The sequence below is a fragment of the Gordonia terrae genome (assembly GCF_001698225.1).
In the GTDB taxonomy this organism is placed as follows: domain Bacteria; phylum Actinomycetota; class Actinomycetes; order Mycobacteriales; family Mycobacteriaceae; genus Gordonia; species Gordonia terrae.
This window is the reverse complement of record NZ_CP016594.1, coordinates 5,597,576-5,621,634: the sequence shown is the minus strand read 5'-3', so window position 1 is coordinate 5,621,634 and position 24,059 is coordinate 5,597,576. Positions and strand designations below refer to the sequence as shown.

Below are 24,059 nucleotides of genomic sequence, written 5' to 3'. Positions count from 1 at the left end.
CGATATACCTGATTGGATCCACTCGAAGGAGAACGCCATGGCAGTTGCATATTCGACCCCGGAGGGCATGACACAACCGACGCCTTACCACCACGTTGCCGTGGGCACGGGGACGCGTCACGTGCACGTCAGTGGCCAGATCGCCCGCATTGCCGACGGAACGCCCGTGGCGCCGGGTGACCTGGCGGGCCAGGTCGCGCAGGCGTTGCGGAACACCGCGACCGGACTGGCCGGGGCGGGAGCGTCTTTCGACGATGTTCTCCGGCTGACGTTCTATGTGACCGACTGGGCGCCCGAGAAGATCGCCGACTTCATGGCCGGTGTCGAGCGCGTCGCGACGGACATCGGGTTGCCGTCTCCGATGCCGCCCGCTTCGTTGATCGGTGTCGACTACCTCTTCGAACCAGACGTGCTCGTCGAAGTCGAGGCCACCGCAATCCTCGACTGATGCCGGCGCGGAAGGGCGATGTCAGAACGGTGGTGGGTTGTCCCGGAAGTCCTGACGTTCGGCGGCTTCTTCGGCTTCGCGCTGCTTCTTGTTGCGGGCACGTTCGGCCCGCCGACGGGCCAGTTTCGCCTCCAGTCGGGTGGTGGTGCGCCGCGGGTTGTCCTCGGGCACGATCGTGTGGGGTGAGGGCGGTGCCTGTGCGGCTTGCTCGAACCGGATGCGGCGCAGGTTCGGGAACAGGTCTTCGAGGGTTTCGGCGTCGCCGTCGATGGTGACGCCTTCAGGTGTGGTGTATGCGGTGTGCAGGCGTCCGTCGGCGTCGCGGTACTGATCGTCGACCCAGTCGCCGTGAGTTTTGAGGAGATGGCTCGGGCGGCATTTCGCGTTGAGGTTGTCACTCGAGGTCGGACCGCCGTGCGCGGGATGGGTGTGGTCGTACTCGGTGACGTGGTCGAGGTCGCAGTCGAAAGCCGAACGTTCACAGCCCGGTTCAGTGCAGTAACCGTCGCGCACGCGAACGAAGTCGGCACACGCCGTCGTGGGCCGGTAGGGGTCGGCCGGCTGTGAACCCGGGTAGATCACCGCGACTTCGGGATCTGACGACGCGGCCGGTGCGTCGCGGTGCGTGGTGCGCGGTGCGCCGGTGTGGTCGGGGTCGTCGGTGCTGGGTCCGGAAACCGATTCGGCCGCTGCGGGTATCGGCCGCGTCCGGGATGGTGTGACGGGTGTGAGGGTGGCGTCTGCACGCGCGGCGAGGTCGCGGACATGCTCGTCGGAGATGACGCCGTATCCGTCGAGGAATCCGGGTCCGGTGGCGCCGGCGAGGGTGGCGGCGTCGGTGACGACATGGATGACGACCTCGGTGCGCAGAGCGGCGACGAGAGCGTCGGGGTCGGGGATGGTGGCTGTGCAGTCGTCGCGGTCGCACTGGCACTCGAAGGCTGTTCGGGTGAGGAGGGCGAACATGGCGTCGGAGGTTCGGACACCCAGGAGGCGGCCGTCGTGCCCGCACACCGAATCGGCCAGTATCCGTACCGCTTTGGCGGAGATGCGGATGTTCTCGGCGGACATGACGGCGGTGATCTCGCCGACGCCGTCGTGGAAGTTGTCGGTCCACACCCCGCGGGACTCGAGAGCATCGCGGCGTCGTTCCCGGACGAGGTCGGGGTCGTGGCGGAAGACGAGTCGGTCGACCATGTCCCGCAGCCGTGCACGATCCCACGCGCCTCGTCGGCTTCGGATGGTCTTCGCGATCTGGGCGTCGATGATCGGGGCGATGGAACTGTCGCTGGGTATGAGGTCGGTCCGCGAGATGATCAGGCGGATCTGGTCCTCGCTGAGGATCCCGTCGCGCAGGGTGGTCGCGACCTCGGGGAGCCGATCTCGCAGGGCGAGGGCTTCGTCGATCAGTATCTCGGCGCGGCGCCGCGAGATGGTGGACTGGCGGGCGATGCGGGCGGCGCAGTCGGCGTAGCCGTCCATCACGAACGCATCGGTGTGCTCGCGGGCGGCGACGAGCCGGTCGTACATGACCGCGACCGTCTGGTAGCGACTCCAGGCGAGATAGGACTGGCCCCGGTGGGTGGCGGACAGCCCGTTCGTGAGGGTGACCATGTCGTCTTCGTCGACGTAGGCAGGTTCGATCCCGGCGAGGAACTCGCTCGGTAGATCGGTCCACACCCGCACGATGACCCCGGACTCTCGCGGACCGGTCCCCATCCCGGCCCTCTGCCCACCAAGGTAAACCACCCCACCGACAAACGCGGTCGATGCCGGGAGTGGTTGAGAGAAGGGTGGTTTGGTTGCGAGGTGGTTTCGACTCGGCGCCTCGACCTCGACGCGCTCCTTCGTCGCTTGCTCGGCCCGGCGGCTTCGCTAGGTGCCGGCTCGACCAGCGGAGGGGTGGCGCCGGCTCAACCAGCGGGGGGTGGGCGGCGGGAGGGGGCGCTGCCGGGTCGACCGTCGGGGTGGCTCAGAGCAATCCGCGTGATTTGAGCAGCAGATAGTGGTCGGCGAGCTTCGCCGGGAGCTTGTCGGGCGCCGCGTCCACCACGTCGACGCCGAGCCGGCTCACCGCGGTGGCGGTGCGGTCCCGCAGGGTGAGCGTGCGTGCCGCGGCCGCGGCGTCGTAGATCTCGGCGGCGTCGGCGCGCTCGGTGAGCATGGCGTCGAGCGCGGGGTCGGCGACGGAGCCGATGATGACCTTGTACCGCTGCGCCAGTACCGCCAGCGGGGGCAGCAGCGACTCCTCGACGGCCGCGGGTTCGAGAGGCGTGAGCAGGACAAGTAGCGCGCGCTGTCGCCCGATCTTGGCTACCTCGGCCCCGAGCAAAGGCCAATCCGCCTCCAGCAGAGCGGGTTCGAGATCTGCCATCGCGGTGACGAGGCTGTTCAGCAACATCGTGCGGCCGACGCCGACCACGCGTCGGTGGACCCGGCGGTCACCGGCGATGAGATCGACCCGGTCGCCGGCGTGCGACGCGAGCGCGGCCAAGAGCAAAGCGGCGTCCATGGCCGCGTCGAGGCGCGGGGTGTCGCCCACACGCCCCGCCGACGTCCGAGAGGTGTCCAGGACGATGACGATGTGCCGATCCTTCTCCGGTTGCCACGTGCGGACCACCGTCGAGCGACGCCGGGCGGTCGCGCGCCAGTCGATGCTACGGACGTCGTCGCCCTCGACATAGTCACGCAGCGAGTCGAATTCGGTGCCCTGTCCGCGTACCCGCACCGCTGACCTGCCGTCGAGCTGACGGAGATGGGCCAGCCGCGACGGCAGCAACCGCCGCGAGTCGAACGGCGGGAGTGCACGGACCCGCCCCGGCAGCGGCACGGACCGCTGGCGTCCGGCGAGGCCGAGCGGACCCACCCGACGAATGACGACCCGGACCGCCAGCCGATCACCGCGCCTGGTGGGGGTCAGAGTCGTTGCCACCGAACGAGTCTCCGCGCGCGGGACCGCCACGGGATGCGTGTTCCCCGACGCGCCGGCCGAGGGCTGCCAGCTGTCGCGCAGGACGCCACGGAAGGTCGTCGAACCGTGATTGGTGACTGCGATCGAACACGTCGTGCTCTGGCCGAGCCGGAGAGGACCGGGCGACGACCGCGACATGGTGATCGTCTTCGTGGATCCCGCCATCGCGATGTCGAGGCAGACGAGCAGGACGCAGAACAGCGCCCACAGCACGGGGACAGCGTAATTCGGCCAGATCAGGATAGGCACTGCGCCGAGCAGCACCACAATCAGCAAGCGGCCGGTGAGGAACATCAGCGGGGGACGGGCACCGAGTTGATCGCCGCGTCGAGCACCGAACCCACCGACACGCCTTCGAGCTCGGCTTCCGGCCGCAACGACAGGCGGTGCGCCAGCGTGGACTGCGCGAGCGCCTGCACGTCGTCGGGCGTCACGAAGTCGCGACCGTTCAGCCACGCCCATGCGCGGCTCGTGCCCAGCAGGGCGGTGGCGCCGCGCGGGCTGACGCCCAGTGCCAGCGACGGGGAGAACCGGGTGGCCCGGGCGATGTCGACGATGTAGGCGGTGACCTGCGGCGCGACCGTCACCCGGCGGACCTGCTCGGCGCCGGCCTCCACGTCGGCGGCCGAGGCGACCGGTCGGAGTCCCGCGGCGGCCAGGTTTCGCGGATCGAATCCGGACGCGTGTCGCGTCAACACGGTGATCTCGTCATCGCGAGGGGGCAGAGGCAACGTGACCTTCAGCAGAAAACGGTCGAGCTGGGCTTCGGGCAGCGGGTAGGTGCCCTCGTACTCGACCGGGTTCTGTGTCGCCGCGACGAGGAACGGGCTCGGTAGCGGGCGTGGGTCGCCGTCGACGGTGACCTGCCGCTCCTCCATCGCCTCCAGCAGGGATGCCTGCGTTTTCGGCGGGGTGCGGTTGATCTCGTCGGCCAGCAGGAGATTGGTGAACACGGGCCCCTCCCGGAACGTGAACTCCGAGCTGGCGGAATCGAACACGAGCGATCCGGTGACATCGCCGGGCATGAGGTCCGGGGTGAACTGCACGCGTTTGGTCTCGACGTCGAGTGCGGCGGCCACCGACCGGACGAGCAGCGTCTTGGCGACGCCGGGAACGCCCTCGAGGAGGATGTGCCCGCGGCAGAGCAGCGCGATCAAGATGCCTGCCACTGCCGGGTCCTGCCCGACGACGGCCTTCGCAACCTCGCCGCGCACGGCCCCGAGCGCATCGCGTGCGCGGTTCGGCGGTCCGCCCGGCCGGTGGTGCGCGTTCTCCGGCGGCGGCCCGGCGGACGCTTTCGCAAAGGGGTCCGACGATGGGGGTCCGGCCGGGGCGTACGGACCGGGGCCGGGGTTGCGGGATGGGTCGACGGTCATGGTGTGTGTCGGACTTCCTTCTCGAGGACGGTCAGTTCGGCGGTGAAGTGGACGAGCTGGGTATCGGTGGTGGGGAGCGGACCGGCGAGCAGCGCACGGACCTCGGCGAGGTCGCGGTGTGTCGCCCCGGCCACGGCGATGACGATCGCCGACACCGACGGATCCGCGGTCTCGGTCGGCGCGACGACGGTCTCCCAGTCGGGTCGGGAGAGTGCGTCGGTGGCCTTCGCCGCGTCGAACGGCAGACCGAGATACGACGCCAGCGAACCGAGGGTGTGGATACGCAGCGCACCCGCGGCCCGCGCGTCGGCACCGGCGCGGTGATACATCCGGCCCCGCGCACGGGTGGTCTCGACAGCCCTGACGACCGCGGGGAGCGGCTCGGCGACCAGCGACCCGAAACGCCGACCACGCCAGAGCATCAGGGCCAGAACGGCGAACACGCCCAGCACGATCAGCGGTCCGACCGCGGCCGGGATGTCGGACTCGTCCTCGTCGGACGCCACCTGGTCGGTGAAAAACGGTACATACCAGAGAATCTCGTCGGAGCTCGCGAAGACCCGGATCGCAACGCCCGCGTTGTCCTGTTGCCCGAGTTGCTCGTTGGTGAGCATCTCGCCGCTGAGGACGACGAATTCGGGGCGACCCGCCGTCCGCGGCACGATCACGAGATTCGACGCCCCACCGGAGGTGAAGCAGGCGGTGGCCGACGGCGACGTCGGTGAGTAACCGAAGGGGGTGAAGTCGACGATGTCGGTCTCGTCGATGTCGGATGTGCGGCACCCGGCGGCGACCGCGGCCGGACCGGCACCGTAACCGGAGGTGACGGGCAGATCCAGCGCGGTCAGCAGAGTGTTGTCCGGCGCGATCAGGATCACGCGGTCGGCGTCTCGCACGCGCTCGCGGAACTGCTGAGTGGTACCGGGATTCAGCGACGACGTCGAGCTCACCACCACCGTTGTTCCCCGGCCGGGACGAGGAGCGTCGGTGAACTCGTCGAGTCCGCGCACCTGCCGGAGGTCGGCCCCGCGGTCGTCGAGGATCTGCGCGAGCGCGCGTGACCCGGTGGGACGGGCGTTGTCGGGGTCGTTGCTGACCCCGGGCCCGGGGGTACCCCCGACACCGGTGAGCGCGGTGATCCCGAGTAGACCGACACCGGCGACCACGACGAGGATCACCAGGACGATGACCACCCAGACCCACGGCGGGGTCCGGTTCTTGACCGGGGACGGTCGTAGCGGTGACGACATGACCGGCCCGGGTGCCGGTGGCGCCTGCACGGTGCCGGTCAACGGGGCACCGCCAGGCGGTGCGGACGTGAGGCGTCGGCCTCGACCGGCCGGGTGGACGAGACAGCCTGCTCGAGTTCCAGTACCTCGCGGGCCGATTCAGCGGATGCATGCCGGTCGCCGTAGGCGATGGCGTCGAACAGGTCTGTCGCCCTTCGTAACCGGTCGTCCTGTGCGGGGAATCGAGGCCCGAGGTCGACAGCCACCTCGTGCGCGGTGAGTGACGGCTCGTCGGCCAGCAACTCGCGCTCGATGCCGCGGCGCGCGACGGCACGTACGGCGGCGATGACACACGCGTCGTACCGGCCTGCGGCGAAGGCGGACTCGGCGTCGGACCTGAAGTCGGCCGCCGACCGGGCGGGCCCGATCAGCACCGCCTCGGAGGACGCCGAGCCGGTGGTCCGGGGGAGCCGCGGGTTACGGCGGAGGTGACGGACGACCGCGACGACGAGACCGAGCACGAGGCCGATCGCGAGCACGATGACGATCGCGCGAAGGGTGTCGGAGCCGCCGAACCAGCCGAAGACGTTGTCGGCGATCCACTCCCAGAGACGTTCACCGAAGCGGTCGAGCCAGGACGGCTCGGGCGGTTGGTAGTCGGACTCGGAGAGTTCCTGCTCGGCCCACCGGCGTGCTTGCTCGTTGTCGGGATCCAACGGCGCCGCGAGGATTTCGATCACCGGTCGACCCGTCCCGGGGGAAACGCTGTCGGTACCGACGCGGCATCGTCGTAGAGGACTGCCGGCACGACCGTCAGCGCCGGTTGCACGACCATCGATGCGACCACGGTGCCGATCACCGAGAGAACGGTCGCCGCGATGCCGGAGTCCGAGGTGCCGAACCACGTGTCGGCGACCGATCCCAGCAGATCGAACGGGTACATCATCGTCGTCATCGCGACCCATGCCAGCACGAGCATGACCGCCAGGATGCCGAAGGTCCGCCAGAACCGGTCCGCCGTCAGCGAACCCGATCGGGCGATCGCGTCTCTGACGGCGAGCCCGTCGATCACGATCGCCGGTGCGGTGAAGGCCGTACGAACCAGCAGCCACGACACCGGGATGAGCGCGACGACGGTGAGGAGGAGGCTCCCGGCGAGCAGGACGAACCCGCCGGAGCCCACGCCCAGGCCGAACAGCGCGAGGCCAGGTGCGAAGGCCGCCGCGATGGCGAGCCCCAGGAGCGCGGTCCACACCAGCAGCCGGGGTAGCGACCCCCGTGCATGGCGCAGCGTGTCGGCCAGGGTCGGACGCGACCCGCCGCGACGTCGGGTGACCGAGTGGGCGGCAACGCCGCTGACCGTGCCCGCCACCACGACCCACTGCGCGAAGATGACACCGACGAACGCGGCGGTCGGTGCGACGGTCGAGGCCCATTCGCTCGGATCGTCGAAGGTGGCCTCGGCGTTCACCAGCCAGAACGTGGCGAGCGCGAGAGGGGCGGCCGCGACGATCCAGGTCAGGCCGACGAGGCCGAGGTACACACGAGGTGCCGCGACTGCCGTCGAGAAGATCCGCTGCAGCAGGACGCCGGCCGATGCCGACGGTGGCGGCCCCCATCCCGCCCACGGGGCGGTCGGTGTGAAACCTCCGTAACCCCAATGTGTGGAACCCCTCTGCGTGGAACCCCTCTGGGCTGACCCCCACGCGGGCTGCGGTCCGGGCTCGGTCGCCGGCTGCTGCGGCGGTGCCGGCGGACGGGTCCGCGGACGGTCCGACGCCTCGGCAGATGGGACCGGGCTCCACTCGTCGGAGACATCGGGTGGCTGCCAGGGCGGTTCGCCGGACGGCGGGTGCGGGACGCGCGGCGGCTCGGTCATCGAGAAGTGCACCGGCCTTTCCGCGCTGGAGAACTGTGCGGCGAACGTATCAAACAACTGCGACGGTGCACCGGAATCATCCACCGGTTGACGGACGCCGTGCTACCGTGCCGAACTAGAACACGTTCTACTTTTCTGGAGGATTCATGACCGTGGAACAAGCCGGGCTCGCCGAGAAGATCGACGCTGCCGTCGATGCCTACATCGAGCTGCTCAACTCGGGTACCGCCGAACAGATCGCCGACCTGTACGCGGCTGACGCGACCGTTGAGGACCCCATCGGCGCGGATATCCGCGACACCCGGGAGCAGCTTGTCGAGTTCTACTCGGTGATCACCGGGATGGCCGAGCGCACCGCGACGCTCAAGTGGAAGAAGATCGCCGGCGACACCGCCGTCTTCGAGTTCACCCTGGTCACCAAGACCGCCGGACTTGCCTTCGAGATCACCCCCGTCGACATCATGGTCTTCGACGCCGAGGGCAAGGTGTCGACGATGCGCGCGGTCTGGCAGCAGTCGGATCTCAAGCAGCTCTGAGCGGGCTCCGTTCTGCTCCCTGAGGTGCGAGCGAACGGCGGCCCCTCTGCTCCCTGAGGTGCGAGGAGCGCAAGCGACGAGCCACGAAGGGCCTGGTGAGACACCTTGCGGGCCCTTCGTGGCTCGCTTCGCTCGCACCTCAGGGAGCAGAGAATACGGACGCTCAGGAAGGGTCACCCCCGCCCGGTCGGCCTGAGCACGATTTCTTCGGGGTGGGCGTCGGCCGGGGTGGAGACGGCCTGCACGACGGCGCGGGCGACGGTCGCGGGACGCAGGAACCGCGACCCGTCGTAGTCGTCCCCTTCGATGGCGACGATGTCACGCTGCATGTCGGTGTCGATGCGCCCGGGGAAGACAGACGTCACGCGAAGAGTCGGTTCCTCGGCCCGCAATCCGTCGGCCAGCGCACGCACCCCGAACTTGCTCGCGGCGTAGGGGGTCCAACCGGGGTTCACCCGGCGTCCCGCGCCCGAGTTGATGAACACGACGTGGCCGCCGGCCGCTCGCAACGCGGGCAGGAGCAGCCGCGTCAGTTCGGCGACCGCGACGAGGTTCACCTCGAGGACGTGCTGCCATTCCTCGACGGGGGTCTCCGCGACCGGCTCGAGGCTGCTGGCCACTCCGGCGTTGTGGACGAGTACGTCGAGTTCGTTGATCGCCTCCACGGCGGCCTCGACCTCGTCGTAGTCGGTGAGGTCGACGGCGAAGGTGCTCGCCCCGTCGAGTTCGGTGGCCAGTCGGTCGAGTTCGGGAGAGGGTCGTCCGCCCAGGAGAAGGTCGTGGGTGGGCGCGAGCTGGCGGGCGATCTCGGCTCCGAGGCCACGGCTCGCCCCGGTGATCAACGCGGTGGGCACGCCTCGACCCTACTGGGAATCGGCGACCGGGAGCCGCGTCGGGCTCGATGAGCACACGCCGACGTCGCGGGGCACAATCGTCGACGTGGCCAGGTACGGATTCACCCCAACGCAGCTCTCGGCACGTGCCGCGTACCTGCTCCGAGGCAATGACCTGGGCACGATGACAAGCGCTGCGCCCAAGTTGTATCCGCACATGTGGAGCTGGGACGCGGCATTCGTCACGGTCGGGCTGGCGCCGTTGTCGGTGGAACGAGCCGTCATCGAGATGGACACCCTGCTGTCGGCGCAGTGGCGCAACGGCATGATCCCGCACATCGTGTTCGCCAACGGCCGCGACGGATATTTCCCCGGGCCGGCCCGATGGGAGTGCGCCCGACTGGCCGAGTGCGCGCCCGATTTCCCCGACACCTCCGGCATCACCCAGCCGCCCGTACACGCGATCGCGGTGCAGCGGATCCTCGATCACTCCCGACGCCATGGACGCACCACCCGCGCCGTGGCCAACGAGTTCATCGACCGGCGCTGGAGTTCGCTCGTCCGCTGGCATCGCTGGCTGGCGCACGCTCGGGATCCCAACGGGCGTGGTCGGATCACGATCTTCCACGGGTGGGAGTCGGGGATGGACAATTCGCCCCGCTGGGATTCGGCGTACGCCAATGTCGTTCCCGGCCTCGACCTTCCGCCGTATCGACGGGCCGACCTCGACCACGTCGACGATTCGTCGATGCGCCCCACCGACCTCGAGTACGACCGGTACATCTGGCTCGTCGAACAGATGAAGCGCGCCGGCTACGACGACGAGCTGCTTCCCAAGGTGATGGACTTCGCGGTCGAGGACGTCTTCGTCAGCGCCATCTTCGCCGTTGCCTGCGACGTGCTGGCCACCATCGGGGAGGACTACTCCAAACCGCGGTCGGATGTGCGCGACCTCCGCGCGTGGGCCGACCGTTTCCGGGCCGGGGTCGTCTCCGCCGCCAACGACCGAAACGGGGCCGCACGGGATTTCGACCTGCGTGCAAACTCGTGGATCAACACCGAGACGATCGCGGTGTTCGCGCCGCTGCTGTGCGGTGGCCTCTCCCGGGACCGCGAACGCGCCCTGCTCCGACTCTTCGACGGCCCGCGGTACTGCGGTCACCCGGACCTGCGCTACGCGGTCCCGCCGTCGACGTCGCCGATCTCGGCGGACTTCCGTCCCCGCGAGTACTGGCGTGGCCCGGTCTGGCCGGTGATGACCTGGCTCTTCAGTTGGGCATTCGCCCGACGGGGTTGGACCGAACGGTCGGCACGCCTGCGTGAGGAGGGGCTCCGGCAAGCGACCGACGGCACGTTCGCCGAGTACTACGAACCGTTCACCGGTGAGCCGCTCGGCAGCATGCAGCAGAGCTGGACTGCGGCGTCCGTGCTGGATTGGCTGGACTGAACCGAGCGGCGGCGTCGTCCTACAGCTCCCGCACCCGACGACACACGTGGTCATAGACGTCCACCAGCGCGCGGGCCGTCCCCGATGCGCCTGCACCCTCGTTGATCTCGACCCATTCCTCGAACGCGCATTGGACCTCGAGATTGGCGATCTCCAGGATCATCCTGATCTGGCCCCGAGTGCGCGCCGAACTCCGGTCGCCGAGAGCCTCGGGACGGCGGCGTGACTTGTCGGCATAGCGTCCGAGTGCGGCTCTGCTCAGCGTGGGGGTCGCGAGCACGAGCTTCTGCACTCGCATGAAGTGGGCGGACACGTCGTCGCTGCGATCGCCGAATCCGTCCAGCAGCGCCCGGTAGACACCTTCGATGTCGGCGAGTGCCAGGGTGTCGGGGTCGATGTCCGCCAGGTGGTCGTCGAGCGCCTGATCGAAACCGAAGCGGTCGAACAGCACGCACTCTTCTTTGGTCGGGAAGTAGCGGAAGAAGGTCCGTGGGGAAACCCCGGCCGCTGCGGCGATCTCGTCGACGGTCGTCTCGTCGAATCCGTTGCGCTCGAACAGATCCACCGCGGCCTCGTGGATCTCCATTCGCGTCGCATCCCGCCGGCGGGCCCGAAGGCCACCGGTCTCGGAGGAATCTGGCATGCGTCGAGACTAGCGCGGCGATCTGCGTCAGTGTCATTTACTGCCACTGTGGCAGTCTCTGCCACTTTCCGGTAGCTTCGTTCTGGTGATCGACCGGACGACCGACGCGATGGAAGAACGACTGTGACCGAGAACGCCGCCCTGCAGGGCGCCGGCAACCGCTCCGCCACCGGCACGGATCGCAGCCCCGTGCTGCTGATCGGCGTGCTGCTCGTCGCGGCCTTCGTGGTGATTCTCAACGAGACGATTCTCAGCGTCGCGTTGCCCACTCTGATGACCGATCTCGACATCACCGCCGCCACCGCGCAGTGGCTCACCAGCGGCTTCTTGCTCACGATGGCGATCGTCATCCCGATCACCGGGTACCTGATGCAGCGGTTCACCCTCCGCTCCATCTACATCGCGGCGATGAGCCTGTTCACGATCGGTACCCTCGTCGCCGCGCTGGCGCCGGGCTTCGAACTGCTGATCGTCGCGCGCGTGGTGCAGGCATCCGGCACCGCGCTGATGGTTCCACTTCTCATGACGACGATCCTCAACGTCGTACCGGAGCAGAACCGCGGCCGGACAATGGGACTGGTCTCCATCGTCATCGCGGTGGCGCCGGCCGTCGGGCCCACGGTGTCCGGTCTGATCCTGCAGTCCCTCAGCTGGCGAGCCATGTTCTGGATCGTGCTGCCGATCGCGATCGGCGCGCTGATCCTCGGCGGGGTGTTCGTCCGCAATGTCACCGAGCGGCGCCCCGCGCAGCTCGACATCATCTCGGTCCCGCTGTCGGCGTTGGGCTTCGGTGGAATCGTGTACGGGTTGAGCAGCATCGGGGAATCGGCGGGTGGACACGCGCCGATCCCGCCATGGGTGCCGCTGCTCGTCGGCGCCGTCGCGCTGGCGCTGTTCGTCGTGCGACAGCTCACACTCGCCGACCGCGGCCTGGCGCTGCTCGATCTGCGGACCTTCGCGATCGCACCGTTCCGGCTGGCCGTCGTGCTGATGGCGGGCTTCATGCTGACGCTCTTCGGCGCCCTCATCCTGCTGCCGCTCTACCTGCAGAACGTGATGGGCAAGGATGTCCTGACCACCGGCCTCGTGCTGTTGCCCGGCGGTCTCGTGATGGGTCTGCTGGCGCCGTTCGTCGGAGCACTGTTCGACAAGGTCGGCGCACGACCGCTGGTTCTTCCCGGCACGGTCGCCGTCAGCGCGGGTACGTGGTTGCTCACCACGCTCGACGCCGGGTCGTCGTTGGGCATGGTGATCGCGGCCCACGTGATCCTCAGCGCCGGAATCGCTTTCGGGTTGACCCCGTTGATGACCTCGGCCCTGGGTTCGCTGAGCCCCGAACTGTACTCACACGGGAGCGCGACGGTCAGCACGATCCAGCAGGTCGCCGGAGCGGCGGGTACCGCGTTGTTCATCACGCTGATGTCCCGGGGTACGCAGTCGGCCATCGACGATGGGGTGAACCCGCTGCAGGCGGGTGCCGACGGCATCCATCTCGCATTCGTCGTCGCGGCCTGCCTGTCGCTCGTGCTCATCGCGGCGGCCGCGCTCGTCCGTGGCCGGACCGGAGCGCCGAAGACCGCAGTACCCGAGCCGGTCTGACGGGCCTGGCCGGATCGTTGCCGACGACCTCAGCGGAGCAGTTCCTTGAGCATGGTGAGGTGCGCCCGGGTGAGAGCCGCGGCCGCGTCGGGATCGCGTGAGGCGATCGCCTCGAAGATGTGCTCGTGAGCGTCCTGGTCAGCGTCGTCTCCGTGATGGCCGCGCAGGCGGAGCATCCCGGCCATGGCCCGACGACTCCGGGCTTCGAAGCCGTCGAACAACTCGAGTAGGACCGGACTATGAGCTGCGACGATGATGCCGCGGTGAAAGGCGAGGTCGGTCTCGACATGTACGTCAAGGTCGGCGCGGTGGCGGCTCCGATCGTCCAAAGACCCTCGTAGGGAACGGAGTTCGGCCGTCGTTCGGCGTTCGGCAGCAAGGGCGGAGGCCTCGACCTCGATCGCGGTCCGGGCCTCGATGACCGCGACGATGTCTGCGCGCTGAAGGATCGTCTCCCAACTCGCAGGGATGTCGGTGGCGGTGACGAACACGCCGGCCCCCTGCCGGGTGGCGAGGACGCCGCGACCCGCGAGGATGCGGATCGCCTCCCGCGCGGTGGAACGACCGACGCCGAGTTGGGGGCAAGATCGACTTCTCCGACATCGACGAGATCCGCCGCACCGTCGAGCACTGCAACCGCATCGAGATCCACCCGCGCCACCCGTACGTCGGTGACCTCGTGCACACCGCTTTCTCCGGCACACATCAGGATGCGATCAGCAACGGACGAGACCGGCCACGAGGTGACCGCCGACAACCTCTGGGACATCTTTCGCAGCACCTATCTCGCGACCCCGGCCGACGCCTCGGTCGAACTCGTCGGCGTCGTGACGGATGACCGGAGCACGACGATCACGATCCGTGCGTACGGACGTGAGACCACCACCAGCCATGACGGCGTCGGCCCCGTCGAAGCACTGACCGCGGCCCTCGCCGACATCGGGTTGACGGTCGAGATCCTCGGTTTCCACCAGACGAGCACCGGCGCCGGGGACGACAGCACGGCGATGACGCTCGTCGAGTATCGCAACTATCAGCAGGCCGGATGGGCCGCGGGGACGGACCGATCCGTCCTCACCGCCTCCCTCACCGCTGTCATGAATGCGGCGACGGCCGGGGCCGGGACGCTCGGTTCTCGACGGCCCCGCCGGTCACCGGATTCGGTAATCCAGTAGGCCGGACCAGAATTCGTCGGGTATCTCCTCACCGGCGCGCAGCACCTGGGCGAGACCGGCGGCCATGAGCACGCCGAGCAGCCCGAGCCACAGCCCGGACACCGAGATCGTGACCCAGGCGATCACGACAGCGACGGGCCATGGGTCGAGCATCAACAGGATCGGCGCGAAGAAGAAACCCGCCCCGATGAACCACGACGACAGGGCACGGTCGCACCGCATCACCGCCGTGAGCCAACGCGGACTCGACGTCGTGGGTGCACCGTGCGCACTGGGCCGCGTGCCCGTGATGGTCGGGTGGATGGTCATCGGACACCTCCTCTGGAAATCGTCGTGCTTCCAGATTCGGCCCCAGGCCTCCGAGAAGCCACTACCTCGCAGGTAGTCGCGACCAGGCCACCGGGCCGCACGCCGGGGCGGCGCGATCACCTCGTCGGGGTCACCCCCGTGACGACGTCACGCCGGCGTCCGCCGCTCCTCGCTCGGTTGTGTAAGGGGAAACCCGATGGCCTGGAGGCGATTCAGAGCGTGGGTGCGCGCTCGGTGCTGATATCCGGGTGGCGGGACGTAGACGCCCGCCCAGATGCCGGTGAGGTGGGTCGGATCGTCGAGTGCGAGTCGTGCACAACCGGGACGGATGGGACAGCGGACGCACCCGTCCAGCGCGTGCCGGTTGGCCAGGCTCCGAGGGCCGGTGCCCTGTTCGGGAAACCACGCGTCGGGGTTCGAGGTGCACGTGGGTTGCATGTCAGGCATCCCGCCGGCGTCCGCGCATGATAGTCGGCCCAGTCGCCGCGTCTGCTCTACCGACAACGACGACAACCGTCACCCTTCGACGCCGATGGCCCACTGATCCCTCCGATCAAACTGAGAACGAATGTTGTCAGACTCTGGTCGAAGGCGCAATAGTGCTCTCCATCTGGCTGTCGCGCAGGGGCGAGGCACCTGCGAGGCGATTGGACGGGGGCATCGTGCCCGGGGGTCCGCGCTAGAACACGGACTCAACGGGGACGGCGCCCGGCTGGGTTCTCAACCAGGCACCTGGGCCGGACCGCTTGCGTGCAGCGGAGCCGGCTTGCCGACCGCGGTACCCGGCGCAGTCGGGGCCGAAACGAACAGTACGTACCCCTGGCTCACTCGCGCCCCCATCGTCGACCCTGCGGTGCGTTTGAGTTGCGTAGCACTCCATTACAGAACCGTCACGCCGCGGAAACACGACACTTGTTTCATAACAGGGGACAAAGTCCACTGAGGGGAGTCTCCCGCGGCGCGGGTGGCCACTACGCCCTGTGAAACATGTGAAGGAGCATCGTGACAATCGAGAGTGCCAAGGCGTTGGAGTTCCGCGTGACCAGCGGCGGACACGAAGACCTGCCGAAGATGCCGGAAGCCGAGTACCCCGGAACCGAGGGATTCATCGGCGACGTCTACGAGAATCCGGACGGAAGTCCCATGTGCAGCGGCTATTTCGAGCTGCGCCACACCGACGAGCCGCTGTACTACGAATACGAGTACGACGAGATGAAGGTCGTTCTCGAAGGTGAGTTCCTCCTCGAGAACAAGGAGACCGGCCAGAAGACGGTCGCCAAGGCCAAGGACGCGATCTTCTTCCCGAAGGGTTCGAAGATCTACTTCAGCACCCCCGCCTATGCGCTCGCCTTCTACACCGGGCTGCGCGACGCCACCCTCCTCTGAGCCGCGGCCATGTCGCAGATCGCCTTCTCCAGCGTGCCGGCGTGGGCACGCCCCGGTGGTCCGATCGAGGCGACGTCGCCGGTGCCGACCGGCAGTTCCTACGTGCTGGTCGGTGTCGGAGACGTCGCCGAGACCCTTGCGCGTTGGGAGTCCGCACTGCCACCGCAAGTCACGACCCGGATCCACGGTGACACCGACACCGCCGCCGCCCAACTGGGCAGTGCGCTGACCGAAGCCGTTGTCGGCGTCCGGGTCTGGATCGCAGCCGATGCGGGATCGGCGTTGACCCTGCGCGCGGTGGCGCTCGGTGCCGGCCTCGAGGACGACGAGATCACCGTCGTTCCCGCGGCGTCCGCAGCGGAGGTCACCGTCGAGGTCTTCTGTGCGCACTGCCGCTCGGTCACGCGTACGGCGGCGGCGATCGACGATGTCGTCGCCTGCGCCGGATGTCGTCGCGATCTCCTCGTGTACCACCACGTCTCGCGCCGGACCGGTCACTACCTGGGATTCATGATCGACGCGGAGACCGCCCAATCGCCCTGTCCAGCAAACGAACCACACGAGGAACCCGTCTCATGATCAGCGGAGTGGCCGAGATGAGCCCGTCCGAGCCCGTCCTGCGTCGTGCATCTGCCGCGACGACGCTGGAACTCGTCGTGACCGCTGTCGACGCGCCCTCTCGGGACATCCGGACGATCACCCTCGCCGACCCGAGCGGACGCGCCCTGCCCGCCTACGTACCCGGCAGCCACCTGGTCGTGCACGCGGGCGCTTCCACCAACGCCTACAGCCTCACCGGTGATGGCGCGCACCCGTCGCAGTACTCGATCTCGGTTCTGCGGCTCCCCGGGGGCAAGGGCGGATCACGGTGGCTCCACGACGAACTCGAGGTCGGCGCAACGGTGACGGTGGGACTGCCGCGCAGCGCGTTCGCGCCGATCGCCCGGGCGCGCAAGCACCTGTTGATAGCCGGTGGGATCGGCATCACCCCGATGGTGTCGCACCTTCGGGCGGCGGTCAGGTGGCGTCGCGATGTGCAGCTGCTCTACGTCTTTCGCGACTCGTCGGCCGCGCATCTCGACGACGTCACCCGTCTGGCCGGTCGTCGTGCCGAATTGTTCACCGACCGTGCGTCGTTCACTGATCGTCTCGGGCAGGCACTGCGAGCCCAACCCGTCGGGACCCACCTGTACGTGTGCGGACCGTCGTCGATGATCGACGCGGTCGTCGGTGCCGCCGTCGACGCGGGCTGGCCGGAATCGCGCGTCCACTTCGAGCGGTTCGGTGTCGACGCCCTCGATCCCGGCGACCCGTTCCGCGTGGAGCTGACCGCTTCGGGACGCACGGTCGACGTGCCGGCGGGGACCAGCATGTTGGAGGCACTCGAGGACGAGGGCATCGCAGTGCCGAATCTCTGCCGGCAGGGGGTGTGCGGAGAATGCCGCATCCCGCTCGCCGGCGGTAGCCCGGTCCATCGCGACCTGTATCTCAGCACCGAGGAGAAAGACGCGGGGGACGCCATCATGCCGTGCGTCTCGCGTGCCACTGCCGCAGGCACTTTGGAGGTTCCACTGTGACGACCACATTCGAACCGACGGCCGGAACAGGTGTGCCGTCCGCGGATGATCTCCTCGCGGGCTTTCCGTTCCCGTTCCCCGAAGACCGTTACCGATACAGCACGAACGTCGAGCCGGCACGGACGACGGTGACCACCGCGGCCGGCCGGTGGGGCGCAGCGGTGGTCGACATCGACTCGGAGTACCGCGCCGAACTCGACCGGCGCGCGATGATCCTGGCCGCCGATCCCACCCGCCACGCGGTGCTGCCGCACATGGTGCCGGCCGCGTGGGACGCGATGTTGACGCTGATGCGGGAACTCGACGCCACCCACCCCGATCAGATGCAGCTCCGGACAACAGGAACCGACACCTGGTCATGGCGGAACGAGATCCTGGGGATCGAGCAGCACTTCCGCTACGGCGATCCCGCGTCTCTGCCCGAGGAACCGTTGCGGTACATCACCTCTCAGGTTCAGGAGGACATCGCGCTCCTCGATCAGCGCAACGACCAGCTGTATGTCGACGCCGGGGTGGTGACCTTCGCCGCCGACTGGAGCTTCGGGTTCGACGTCGGGATGAGCTTCCTCGAGATCCACGGACCGGTGCCACGCATCCGGAAGGAAGGCGTGATCACCCGCGCGCACGAGTTCCTCAAGCGCTTGCAACCCCATCAGCCGTACCGGCGGACCAACTGGACCCTGACCATCGACCGCCGCCTCGACGTCTCGACCGAGATCTACCACGAGTGGGGACCCGACCGGGAGGCCATTCAGCGGGTGCCCGACGACGAGTTCGGCAGGCGGGTGCATCTGCGCGTGGAGGTGCAACACCTCATCCGCCTGCCGGACTCGGGTGCGGTGATGTTCCTGATCCGGACCTACATGCTGCCGCTCGACCAACTCGCGACGGTCGAACCCTGGCGGCGCCGCGCCGCCGACGTCCTGTCCGAATTGCCGGCCGACATGGCCGATTACAAGGGCATCATCAAGTTCCGGGAGCGGGCGGCGGAGTGGTTGCGCGCATGGACTCCCGCATCGACCGCGACCGCCGGGCCGGGGATGCCGGTCTGGCCCACGAGGCCGCCGGCCGTCGACACCACCGGATCGGCGTTTGTCGTCGTGGCGATCGGAGACGACGCCGACGTCGCGCACGTGTCCCGGGGCTGGGTGGGTGAGGCCGAGGCGATCGGCGCGACGCGTCTGCTGGTCCTCGACGCACTCGTCGACGCAGCGGACCGGTCGGCGCTGCGGTCGGCTCTCGACGAGTGCCGCACCGGCACCCGCATCCTGGTGACCGGGGGACAGTACGACGTGATGACCGCACTCGCGATGGCCCGGGCCGCCGGCGCGGTGGCGGCCGAACTGTCGTCGTATGTCACGCACACGCGCGATCTGCCACTGTACTGTGCACACTGCCGCGACACCTTTCGGGTCGTCGCCGCTGCCGGCGGTACCGTCGTGTGCCCCGGTTGCGCACGGGATCTCGGAGTGCACGAGCATCATTCGCCCGTACTGGGTAGTTTTCTGGGCTCCGCGTCGGGCGGCGAGGCATGACCGCGGCCACTGTCGGGGTGGCGTATCCGGCTCACCTCCACCCCGCATACGCCACCGGTCCGAGACCGATGCGCGTCCTCTCGGTGCGACGACTCACCCATGAGGTGACCCACTTCCGGTTCGGACCCCTCGATGCCGATGCGCCGGCTCTGACCGCGTATCAGCCGGGCAGCCACCTGATCATCTCCGCGGGCGGACAACGCAACGCCTACTCGCTCGTCGACGACGGGATGTACCCGACCAGCTATGGCATCTCGGTGCTGCGACGTGGTGCGGGCGGTGGTTCGGATTGGTTGCACGACAACCTCGTCGTCGATGCCGTCATCGAGATCGAGGGTCCGCGTTCGATGTTCCCGCCGGTGCTCGATCAGCGCGGCGCCCTGCTGGTGGCCGGTGGCATCGGCGTGACGCCGGTGCTGTCCCATGCCCGAGCTCTGGCCCGGGACGGGCGTCGCGTCGACATCGTCTACTCGTATCGCCCGGGGTGCGATGCGCATGCCGACGACCTGCGCGCGCTCGCGGAGCAACCCTCCGTGACTCTGCACGAGGTGTCCGGGGCCGCGGCGACCGCCGCGCTGCTCGCCGAGCGGCTTCGTGCCCAGCCGCTCGGCACACACGCCTACGCCTGCGGCCCGGCGTCGATGCTGACGGCGTATACGGAACTCGCCGAGGCGGCCGGCTGGCCGAGCACACGTGTTCATCTCGAGCGCTTCAGTGCACCCGAGCAGGATCCCGGTGACCCGTTCACCGTCACCCTGGCGTCCACCGGGGTCCGGATCGACGTACCGCCCGGGGTGTCGCTGCTGCAGCGACTTCTCGACAACGGTGCGCCGGTGTCCAACCTGTGCCGTCAGGGGGTGTGCGGCGAGTGTCGAATCCCGGTGCGCGGCGGGCGTATCGAGCACCGTGACTTCGTGTTGACCGACGACGAGAAGGCCACCGGCGACGCAATGCTGTGCTGCGTGTCGCGTGGCGTGGAGATCGAGGTGGACCTGTGAGCATCGATTCGTTCTCGACCCGGCGCCGGGAGCGAAGCGAGCGGGCCGAATGTGACCGGCGGGTCGACCATCTGGCTAACCTGCCCTGGCCGTTCCCGGACGAACTGGAGGAGTTCTCCTACAGCGTCAACGTGGAGCCGGCACGCATCCCGCGCCCCACCCGCGCCGGGGAATGGGGGCGGCACCTCGTCGACCTCGGCGGTGTCGAGTACCCGGCGATCATGGCCGAGCGACGCCGAATCCTCGACGCCGATCCGACGCGTGTCCGGGTGCGTCCGGGCATGGAACTCGCGTGCTGGGACCTTCTCCTGTACTACCTCCGGGATCTCGGCCACGCCTATCCCGCGAACATGCGGCTCACCGAGTACGGTGACGGCCGATTCCATTGGCGCAACGACCTTCTCGGGACAGACCAGGGATTCGTCCTCGGCGACCCGGCCACCCTGCCGTGGGGCCCGATGGAGTTCCTCGCCCGCGAGGTACCCGACGACCTGCTGCTCGTCACCGAGCGCGACGGACACCTGTACTTCGACGCCGGCGTGGTGACCTTCGCCGCCGCGTGGTCGGTGTCGTTCGACGTCGGCATGGACATGTACGAGATCCACGCTCCCGTTCCCCGCATGCTCCGCGAGGGCATCGTCGCCCGCGCCGAGCAGTTCCTGCGCAGGCTACCCGCAGACCAGGTGTACCGCAGGGTGAACTGGACGCTGTCGGCGTCGGACTCGCACAAGCTCGACGTCAGTCTCGAGGAGTTGCCGGAGTGGGCGGCCGACGTCGCGGGCATGATCGCCGACGGCGATTTCGGCCGCGCGCGACTGCGCATCGAGCTCGAACACTTCGTCCGGTTGCCGATGTCGGGTGCGGTGACGTTCAATATCCGGACATTCATGGCCTCGCTCGAGGACGTGAAGCGCATACCCGAGTGGGCCGGTCAGTTGGCGACCGTCATCGAGACGCTCGGCGAGGACATCGCCGCCTACAAGGGTTTTCTCGACTATCGCGACAACGTCGTCGCATATCTCCGCGGTCAAAGTCGCCCGTGAGCCCTGGTCCCGTAACACCCGACGTCTCGTAGAGTCCCAGAACCGAAAGATCGCTCATGGAACCCATACTCGCCGCCAATGCCGACCTGGCATGGATGCTGGCGGCCTTCGTCTTCGTCCTGCTGATGTTCCCGGGCCTGGCCTTCTTCTACGGGGGCATGGTCGGATCGAAGAACGTCCTCAACATCATGACGATGGTCATGTCCACCCTGGCGATCACGGCGGTCCTCTACGTCGTGATCGGGCACGGCCTGGTGTCCGGTCCGTCGGTGGGCGGGTGGGGCCTCATCGGCAACCCGACCGACTACATCGGCCTGACCAACTGGCTCACCGACGACGCCTCCGGTGCCACTCAGACCCTCTACTTCGCAGCCTGGTTCATCCTGTTCGCAGCCATCACGATCGCCATCGTGGCCAGCGGTGCGGCCGGTCGGATGAAGTTCTCGGCGTGGCTCGTCTTCGCCCCGATCTGGCTCGTCGTGGTGTACTTCCCGGTCGCGCACTGGGTCTTCGCGGCCGACGTCGACGACAACTACAGCGGCGGGTTCCTGCTGAACGACCTCGAGATCGTCGACTACGCGGGCGGAACCGCGGTGCACATGAACGCCGGTGTCGCGGCCCTCGCCCTGGCAGTGGTGCTCGGTGCGCGCAAGCGCCGGATGGAACGTCCGCACAATGTGCCGATGACCATCATGGGCGGCGGCATCTTGTTCTTCGGGTGGTTCGGGTTCAACGGCAGTTGCGCGCTCGGTGCCAATTTCCTCGCGCAGGCCGTCATCCTGAACACGCTGCTGGCCGGCTCGGCGGGAATGATCGGCTTCGCGATCATCGAGAGGTGGCGCGAGGGACACGTCACCTCCCTCGGCATGATCACCGGTACCGTCGCCGGCCTCGTCGGCATCACCCCTGCGGCCAGCAGCATGGCCCCGCTCGGTGCACTGCTCGTCGGCATCTTCGCCGCTGCGGTCGTGGCGTTCCTGCTCAGCTTCAAGAGCAAGATCAAGATCGACGAGACGCTCGACGCCTTCGCGGTGCACGGCATCGGCGGCATCGTCGGAACCATCTGCATCGTGCTGTTCGCCACCGAGGCCGCGCCGGCGGGTGTGCAGGGCATCCTGTTCGGCGGACCGGTCGACATCGTCTGGCGCGAACTCGCGGGCATCGTGATCACCTGCACGTACTCGTTCGTGATGACCTGGCTGATCGCCAAGGGGCTCGACAAGCTCATCGGCATGCGCGTCGACGAGGAGACCGAGATGGTCGGCCTCGACACCGCGGTCCACGCGGAGACGGCGTACGAGATTCCCGCCGCCTCGGTCGGTCACGCCGGCGGACTCGCGACCATGTCGCCCGCTCGCGCCGCGGACAAGGTGGAGGAGGCGATGCCGCCGTCGGCTCCGGCCTCGGCGCCGCCGGCCGGGGTCTGATCGACGCCGGTCGTCGTTCTCGACCCGACCACTCGGGGGCCCGCCGTTCGACGGTGGGCCCCCGAGTCGTCTGCGTTGTCCGACGCCGTAATCGTGCGGGCAAACCGACACCGACCGCTCACTAAGTCGAAACAGGGCCGAAACATCCCGCATGTCTACTAATAGTAGACAAAGGTTCACAAGAGTGGACAGACGCAACCGCAGCCCCTAGAGTCGACCCCCGGAGCACATGATGACGACCACCGAGACGACGACCGGCGACCTCGCCGATCTCTGCGCCACGCACGGCACGAAGTTCATCCTCGCGATGTTCGTCGACCTCCGCGGCAAACCCTGCGCCAAACTGGTGCCGGTGGAGGCGGTCGACGAACTGGCCTCCGACGGTGTGGGTTTCGCCGGTTACGCCGTCGGCGCGATCGGGCAGGAACCGAAGGACCCCGATCTCATCGCGATCCCGGACGTCCGGTCGTTCCTCCCCATCCCGTTCATCAAAGAGGGGCTCGCGGTCGTCCAGTGTGACCCGCACGTCGAGGGCAAGCCGTGGCCCTTCGCGCCGAGAAACATCCTCAAGGCGCTCATCGCGCAGACCGCGGACGCCGGCTTCGAACCGTGGGTCGGGGCGGAGGTCGAGTACTTCCTGCTCAAGCGGGCCGCGGATGGTTCGCTGATGACCGCCGACGCCGCCGACGACTCCGATCAGCCGTGTTACGACGTGCGCGGACTCACCCGGATGTACGACCATCTCACGACTGTCTCCACCGCGATGAACCAGCTCGGCTGGAGGAACTACGCCAACGATCACGAGGACGGCAACGGCCAGTTCGAGCAGAACTTCGCCTACTCCGATGCGCTGACGACCGCCGATCGTGTCGTCACCCTCCGCTACCTGCTCTCCGCCCTGGCCGCGGAGAAGGGCATGATCGCCACCTTCATGCCGAAGCCCTTCGCCGAGCGCACCGGATCGGGATTGCACTTCCACCTGTCCCTGACGCAGGCGGGTGACGCGGTGTTCCCCCAGGTCACCGACGACGAGCGCGGCCTCGGATTGTCGGAGACCGCCTACGGGTTCATCGGCGGAATCCTGGAGCACGCACCCGCGCTCCAGGCCGTCATCGCGCCGACGGTCAACTCCTACAAGCGCACCGGCGCGACCGCGACCCGCTCCGGTGCGTCCTGGGCTCCCCGGCGGGCCACCTACGGTGGCAACGATCGCACCCATTACATCCGAGTGCCCGACGACCAGCGGGTCGAGCTCCGGGGAGGCGACGGATCGGCGAATCCCTATCTGGCCGCCGCCGCGCTGCTGGGGGCCGGACTCGACGGCATCAAGCGAAGTCTGGACCCCGGTGCGGTCGGGAACTGTCCCGGGCACATCGCCGAACTCCCGCTCACCCTCCTGCACGCCGTGGAGGCGCTGGAGGCCGACGCAGTGGTCACCGGAACACTCGACGCCGCACTGCCCGAGGACTGGCCGGCCGATCAGCAGCGGGTCTCCGCGTACTTCGCCGGGTTGAAGCGCGACGAGTTCTTCGACTGGCACGCGGCGGTCACGCCGTGGGAGGTCGACAAGTACCTGACGGCGTTCTGACTGTCCACCTCGACCGATTCATCTCTCAGACAGCATCATCCACCCCTCGACGTAAAGGAT

General features: G+C 68.3%; 24 protein-coding genes and 1 pseudogene. 13 read left to right on the top strand and 12 right to left on the bottom strand.

Going from position 1 to position 24,059, the window contains the following annotated elements; all coding sequences use genetic code 11:
* The first annotated feature begins 37 nt into the window (after positions 1-37).
* Positions 38-448: a RidA family protein gene (locus tag BCM27_RS24930; RefSeq protein ID WP_004021039.1), complete on the top strand. Its 411-nt coding sequence runs from the start codon at positions 38-40 to the stop codon at positions 446-448.
* Positions 449-469: 21 nt separating this feature from the next.
* Here BCM27_RS24930 and BCM27_RS24925 read toward each other — a convergent pair whose 3' ends face one another.
* The 6 genes from BCM27_RS24925 to BCM27_RS24900 form a co-directional block, all read right to left on the bottom strand.
* Complete coding sequence (locus tag BCM27_RS24925) at positions 470-2,167, bottom strand: HNH endonuclease signature motif containing protein (RefSeq protein WP_004021040.1); 1,698 nt, start codon at positions 2,165-2,167, stop codon at positions 470-472.
* Positions 2,168-2,420: 253 nt separating this feature from the next.
* Positions 2,421-3,713: a DUF58 domain-containing protein gene (locus BCM27_RS24920; protein WP_004021041.1), complete on the bottom strand. Its 1,293-nt coding sequence runs from the start codon at positions 3,711-3,713 to the stop codon at positions 2,421-2,423.
* Entirely contained in the window at positions 3,713-4,795 is a 1,083-nt protein-coding gene (locus BCM27_RS24915; protein ID WP_004021042.1) for an AAA family ATPase, read from the bottom strand. The genes BCM27_RS24920 and BCM27_RS24915 overlap by 1 nt, the downstream gene beginning before the upstream one ends.
* On the bottom strand, positions 4,792-6,087 hold the full coding sequence (locus BCM27_RS24910) for a DUF4350 domain-containing protein (protein WP_004021043.1): 1,296 nt from the start codon (positions 6,085-6,087) through the stop codon (positions 4,792-4,794). The genes BCM27_RS24915 and BCM27_RS24910 overlap by 4 nt, the downstream gene beginning before the upstream one ends.
* Positions 6,084-6,764: a DUF4129 domain-containing protein gene (locus BCM27_RS24905; RefSeq protein WP_004021044.1), complete on the bottom strand. Its 681-nt coding sequence runs from the start codon at positions 6,762-6,764 to the stop codon at positions 6,084-6,086. Before BCM27_RS24905 ends, BCM27_RS24910 begins: the two co-directional genes overlap by 4 nt.
* On the bottom strand, positions 6,761-7,903 hold the full coding sequence (locus BCM27_RS24900) for a glycerophosphoryl diester phosphodiesterase membrane domain-containing protein (protein WP_081487005.1): 1,143 nt from the start codon (positions 7,901-7,903) through the stop codon (positions 6,761-6,763). The genes BCM27_RS24905 and BCM27_RS24900 overlap by 4 nt, the downstream gene beginning before the upstream one ends.
* 146 nt (positions 7,904-8,049) lie before the next feature.
* On the opposite strand from BCM27_RS24900, the gene BCM27_RS24895 reads away from it, so the two are divergent.
* Positions 8,050-8,439 (top strand): nuclear transport factor 2 family protein, encoded by a 390-nt coding sequence (locus tag BCM27_RS24895; protein WP_004021047.1) that lies wholly within the window; start codon positions 8,050-8,052, stop codon positions 8,437-8,439.
* Positions 8,440-8,612: 173 nt separating this feature from the next.
* On the opposite strand, the gene BCM27_RS24890 is transcribed toward BCM27_RS24895, so the two are convergent.
* Positions 8,613-9,293, bottom strand: coding sequence for an SDR family oxidoreductase (locus tag BCM27_RS24890; protein ID WP_004021048.1), 681 nt, complete (start codon positions 9,291-9,293; stop codon positions 8,613-8,615).
* Between the two features lie 85 nt (positions 9,294-9,378).
* Between BCM27_RS24890 and ggh the strand changes: the two genes are divergently transcribed.
* Positions 9,379-10,719, top strand: coding sequence for a glucosylglycerate hydrolase (gene ggh, locus BCM27_RS24885; protein ID WP_004021049.1), 1,341 nt, complete (start codon positions 9,379-9,381; stop codon positions 10,717-10,719).
* Positions 10,720-10,738: 19 nt separating this feature from the next.
* Here ggh and BCM27_RS24880 read toward each other — a convergent pair whose 3' ends face one another.
* A complete protein-coding gene (locus tag BCM27_RS24880) occupies positions 10,739-11,362 on the bottom strand; it encodes a TetR family transcriptional regulator (protein ID WP_033204194.1) in 624 nt (207 codons plus the stop codon).
* A 123-nt stretch (positions 11,363-11,485) separates the two neighbouring features.
* Between BCM27_RS24880 and BCM27_RS24875 the strand changes: the two genes are divergently transcribed.
* Positions 11,486-12,961, top strand: a complete 1,476-nt coding sequence (locus BCM27_RS24875) for an MDR family MFS transporter (RefSeq protein WP_004021051.1) — start codon at positions 11,486-11,488, stop codon at positions 12,959-12,961.
* A gap of 29 nt (positions 12,962-12,990) precedes the next feature.
* Here BCM27_RS24875 and BCM27_RS24870 read toward each other — a convergent pair whose 3' ends face one another.
* Together BCM27_RS24870 and BCM27_RS26145 are read right to left on the bottom strand one after the other, a co-directional pair.
* Positions 12,991-13,452, bottom strand: a complete 462-nt coding sequence (locus BCM27_RS24870; protein ID WP_004021052.1) for a FadR/GntR family transcriptional regulator — start codon at positions 13,450-13,452, stop codon at positions 12,991-12,993.
* 3 nt (positions 13,453-13,455) lie between these two features.
* Positions 13,456-13,665: pseudogene (locus tag BCM27_RS26145) on the bottom strand (hypothetical protein); the annotation flags it as partial.
* A 6-nt stretch (positions 13,666-13,671) separates the two neighbouring features.
* On the opposite strand from BCM27_RS26145, the gene BCM27_RS24865 reads away from it, so the two are divergent.
* Positions 13,672-14,136 (top strand): alpha-isopropylmalate synthase regulatory domain-containing protein, encoded by a 465-nt coding sequence (locus BCM27_RS24865; protein WP_004021053.1) that lies wholly within the window; start codon positions 13,672-13,674, stop codon positions 14,134-14,136.
* Here BCM27_RS24865 and BCM27_RS24860 read toward each other — a convergent pair.
* Both BCM27_RS24860 and BCM27_RS24855 read right to left on the bottom strand, forming a co-directional pair.
* Entirely contained in the window at positions 14,113-14,445 is a 333-nt protein-coding gene (locus BCM27_RS24860; protein ID WP_004021054.1) for a hypothetical protein, read from the bottom strand. The two genes, BCM27_RS24865 and BCM27_RS24860, sit on opposite strands and share 24 nt — an antisense overlap.
* Positions 14,446-14,592: 147 nt before the next feature.
* Entirely contained in the window at positions 14,593-14,892 is a 300-nt protein-coding gene (locus tag BCM27_RS24855) for a WhiB family transcriptional regulator (RefSeq protein ID WP_231895953.1), read from the bottom strand.
* 555 nt (positions 14,893-15,447) lie between these two features.
* Between BCM27_RS24855 and BCM27_RS24850 the strand changes: the two genes are divergently transcribed.
* From BCM27_RS24850 to glnT, 8 genes are all read left to right on the top strand, one after another.
* Positions 15,448-15,831 (top strand): cupin domain-containing protein, encoded by a 384-nt coding sequence (locus BCM27_RS24850; protein ID WP_004021056.1) that lies wholly within the window; start codon positions 15,448-15,450, stop codon positions 15,829-15,831.
* A gap of 9 nt (positions 15,832-15,840) precedes the next feature.
* Positions 15,841-16,410: a dimethylamine monooxygenase subunit DmmA family protein gene (locus tag BCM27_RS24845; protein ID WP_004021057.1), complete on the top strand. Its 570-nt coding sequence runs from the start codon at positions 15,841-15,843 to the stop codon at positions 16,408-16,410.
* Positions 16,407-17,408 (top strand): PDR/VanB family oxidoreductase, encoded by a 1,002-nt coding sequence (locus tag BCM27_RS24840; protein WP_004021058.1) that lies wholly within the window; start codon positions 16,407-16,409, stop codon positions 17,406-17,408. Before BCM27_RS24845 ends, BCM27_RS24840 begins: the two co-directional genes overlap by 4 nt.
* Positions 17,405-18,943, top strand: coding sequence for a heme-dependent oxidative N-demethylase family protein (locus tag BCM27_RS24835; protein ID WP_004021059.1), 1,539 nt, complete (start codon positions 17,405-17,407; stop codon positions 18,941-18,943). The genes BCM27_RS24840 and BCM27_RS24835 overlap by 4 nt, the downstream gene beginning before the upstream one ends.
* The gene (locus tag BCM27_RS24830) at positions 18,940-19,941 is read left to right on the top strand and encodes a PDR/VanB family oxidoreductase (protein ID WP_004021060.1); all 1,002 of its coding nucleotides are present in this window, start codon (positions 18,940-18,942) and stop codon (positions 19,939-19,941) included. Before BCM27_RS24835 ends, BCM27_RS24830 begins: the two co-directional genes overlap by 4 nt.
* A gap of 2 nt (positions 19,942-19,943) precedes the next feature.
* Positions 19,944-20,984, top strand: a complete 1,041-nt coding sequence (locus BCM27_RS24825; protein WP_033204317.1) for a heme-dependent oxidative N-demethylase family protein — start codon at positions 19,944-19,946, stop codon at positions 20,982-20,984.
* Between the two features lie 56 nt (positions 20,985-21,040).
* Positions 21,041-22,411, top strand: a complete 1,371-nt coding sequence (locus BCM27_RS24820; protein WP_004021062.1) for an ammonium transporter — start codon at positions 21,041-21,043, stop codon at positions 22,409-22,411.
* Positions 22,412-22,640: 229 nt separating this feature from the next.
* Positions 22,641-23,999: a type III glutamate--ammonia ligase gene (gene glnT / locus BCM27_RS24815; RefSeq protein WP_373278284.1), complete on the top strand. Its 1,359-nt coding sequence runs from the start codon at positions 22,641-22,643 to the stop codon at positions 23,997-23,999.
* Positions 24,000-24,059 lie beyond the last annotated feature (60 nt).

Bases quoted from the DNA above. Each gene is read 5' to 3' on its own strand.
- BCM27_RS24860 (WP_004021054.1), bottom strand. From the start codon at position 14,445: ATGACCATCCACCCGACCATCACGGGCACGCGGCCCAGTGCGCACGGT.
- glnT (WP_373278284.1), top strand. From the start codon at position 22,641: ATGATGACGACCACCGAGACGACGACCGGCGACCTCGCCGATCTCTGC.
- BCM27_RS24915 (WP_004021042.1), bottom strand. From the start codon at position 4,795: ATGACCGTCGACCCATCCCGCAACCCCGGCCCCGGTCCGTACGCCCCG.
- BCM27_RS24930 (WP_004021039.1), top strand. From the start codon at position 38: ATGGCAGTTGCATATTCGACCCCGGAGGGCATGACACAACCGACGCCT.
- BCM27_RS24830 (WP_004021060.1), top strand. From the start codon at position 18,940: ATGACCGCGGCCACTGTCGGGGTGGCGTATCCGGCTCACCTCCACCCC.
- BCM27_RS24855 (WP_231895953.1), bottom strand. From the start codon at position 14,892: ATGCCTGACATGCAACCCACGTGCACCTCGAACCCCGACGCGTGGTTT.
- BCM27_RS24900 (WP_081487005.1), bottom strand. From the start codon at position 7,903: ATGACCGAGCCGCCGCGCGTCCCGCACCCGCCGTCCGGCGAACCGCCC.
- BCM27_RS24845 (WP_004021057.1), top strand. From the start codon at position 15,841: ATGTCGCAGATCGCCTTCTCCAGCGTGCCGGCGTGGGCACGCCCCGGT.
- BCM27_RS24840 (WP_004021058.1), top strand. From the start codon at position 16,407: ATGATCAGCGGAGTGGCCGAGATGAGCCCGTCCGAGCCCGTCCTGCGT.
- BCM27_RS24895 (WP_004021047.1), top strand. From the start codon at position 8,050: ATGACCGTGGAACAAGCCGGGCTCGCCGAGAAGATCGACGCTGCCGTC.
- BCM27_RS24925 (WP_004021040.1), bottom strand. From the start codon at position 2,167: ATGGGGACCGGTCCGCGAGAGTCCGGGGTCATCGTGCGGGTGTGGACC.
- BCM27_RS24820 (WP_004021062.1), top strand. From the start codon at position 21,041: ATGGAACCCATACTCGCCGCCAATGCCGACCTGGCATGGATGCTGGCG.
- BCM27_RS24880 (WP_033204194.1), bottom strand. From the start codon at position 11,362: ATGCCAGATTCCTCCGAGACCGGTGGCCTTCGGGCCCGCCGGCGGGAT.
- BCM27_RS24865 (WP_004021053.1), top strand. From the start codon at position 13,672: ATGCGATCAGCAACGGACGAGACCGGCCACGAGGTGACCGCCGACAAC.
- BCM27_RS24920 (WP_004021041.1), bottom strand. From the start codon at position 3,713: ATGTTCCTCACCGGCCGCTTGCTGATTGTGGTGCTGCTCGGCGCAGTG.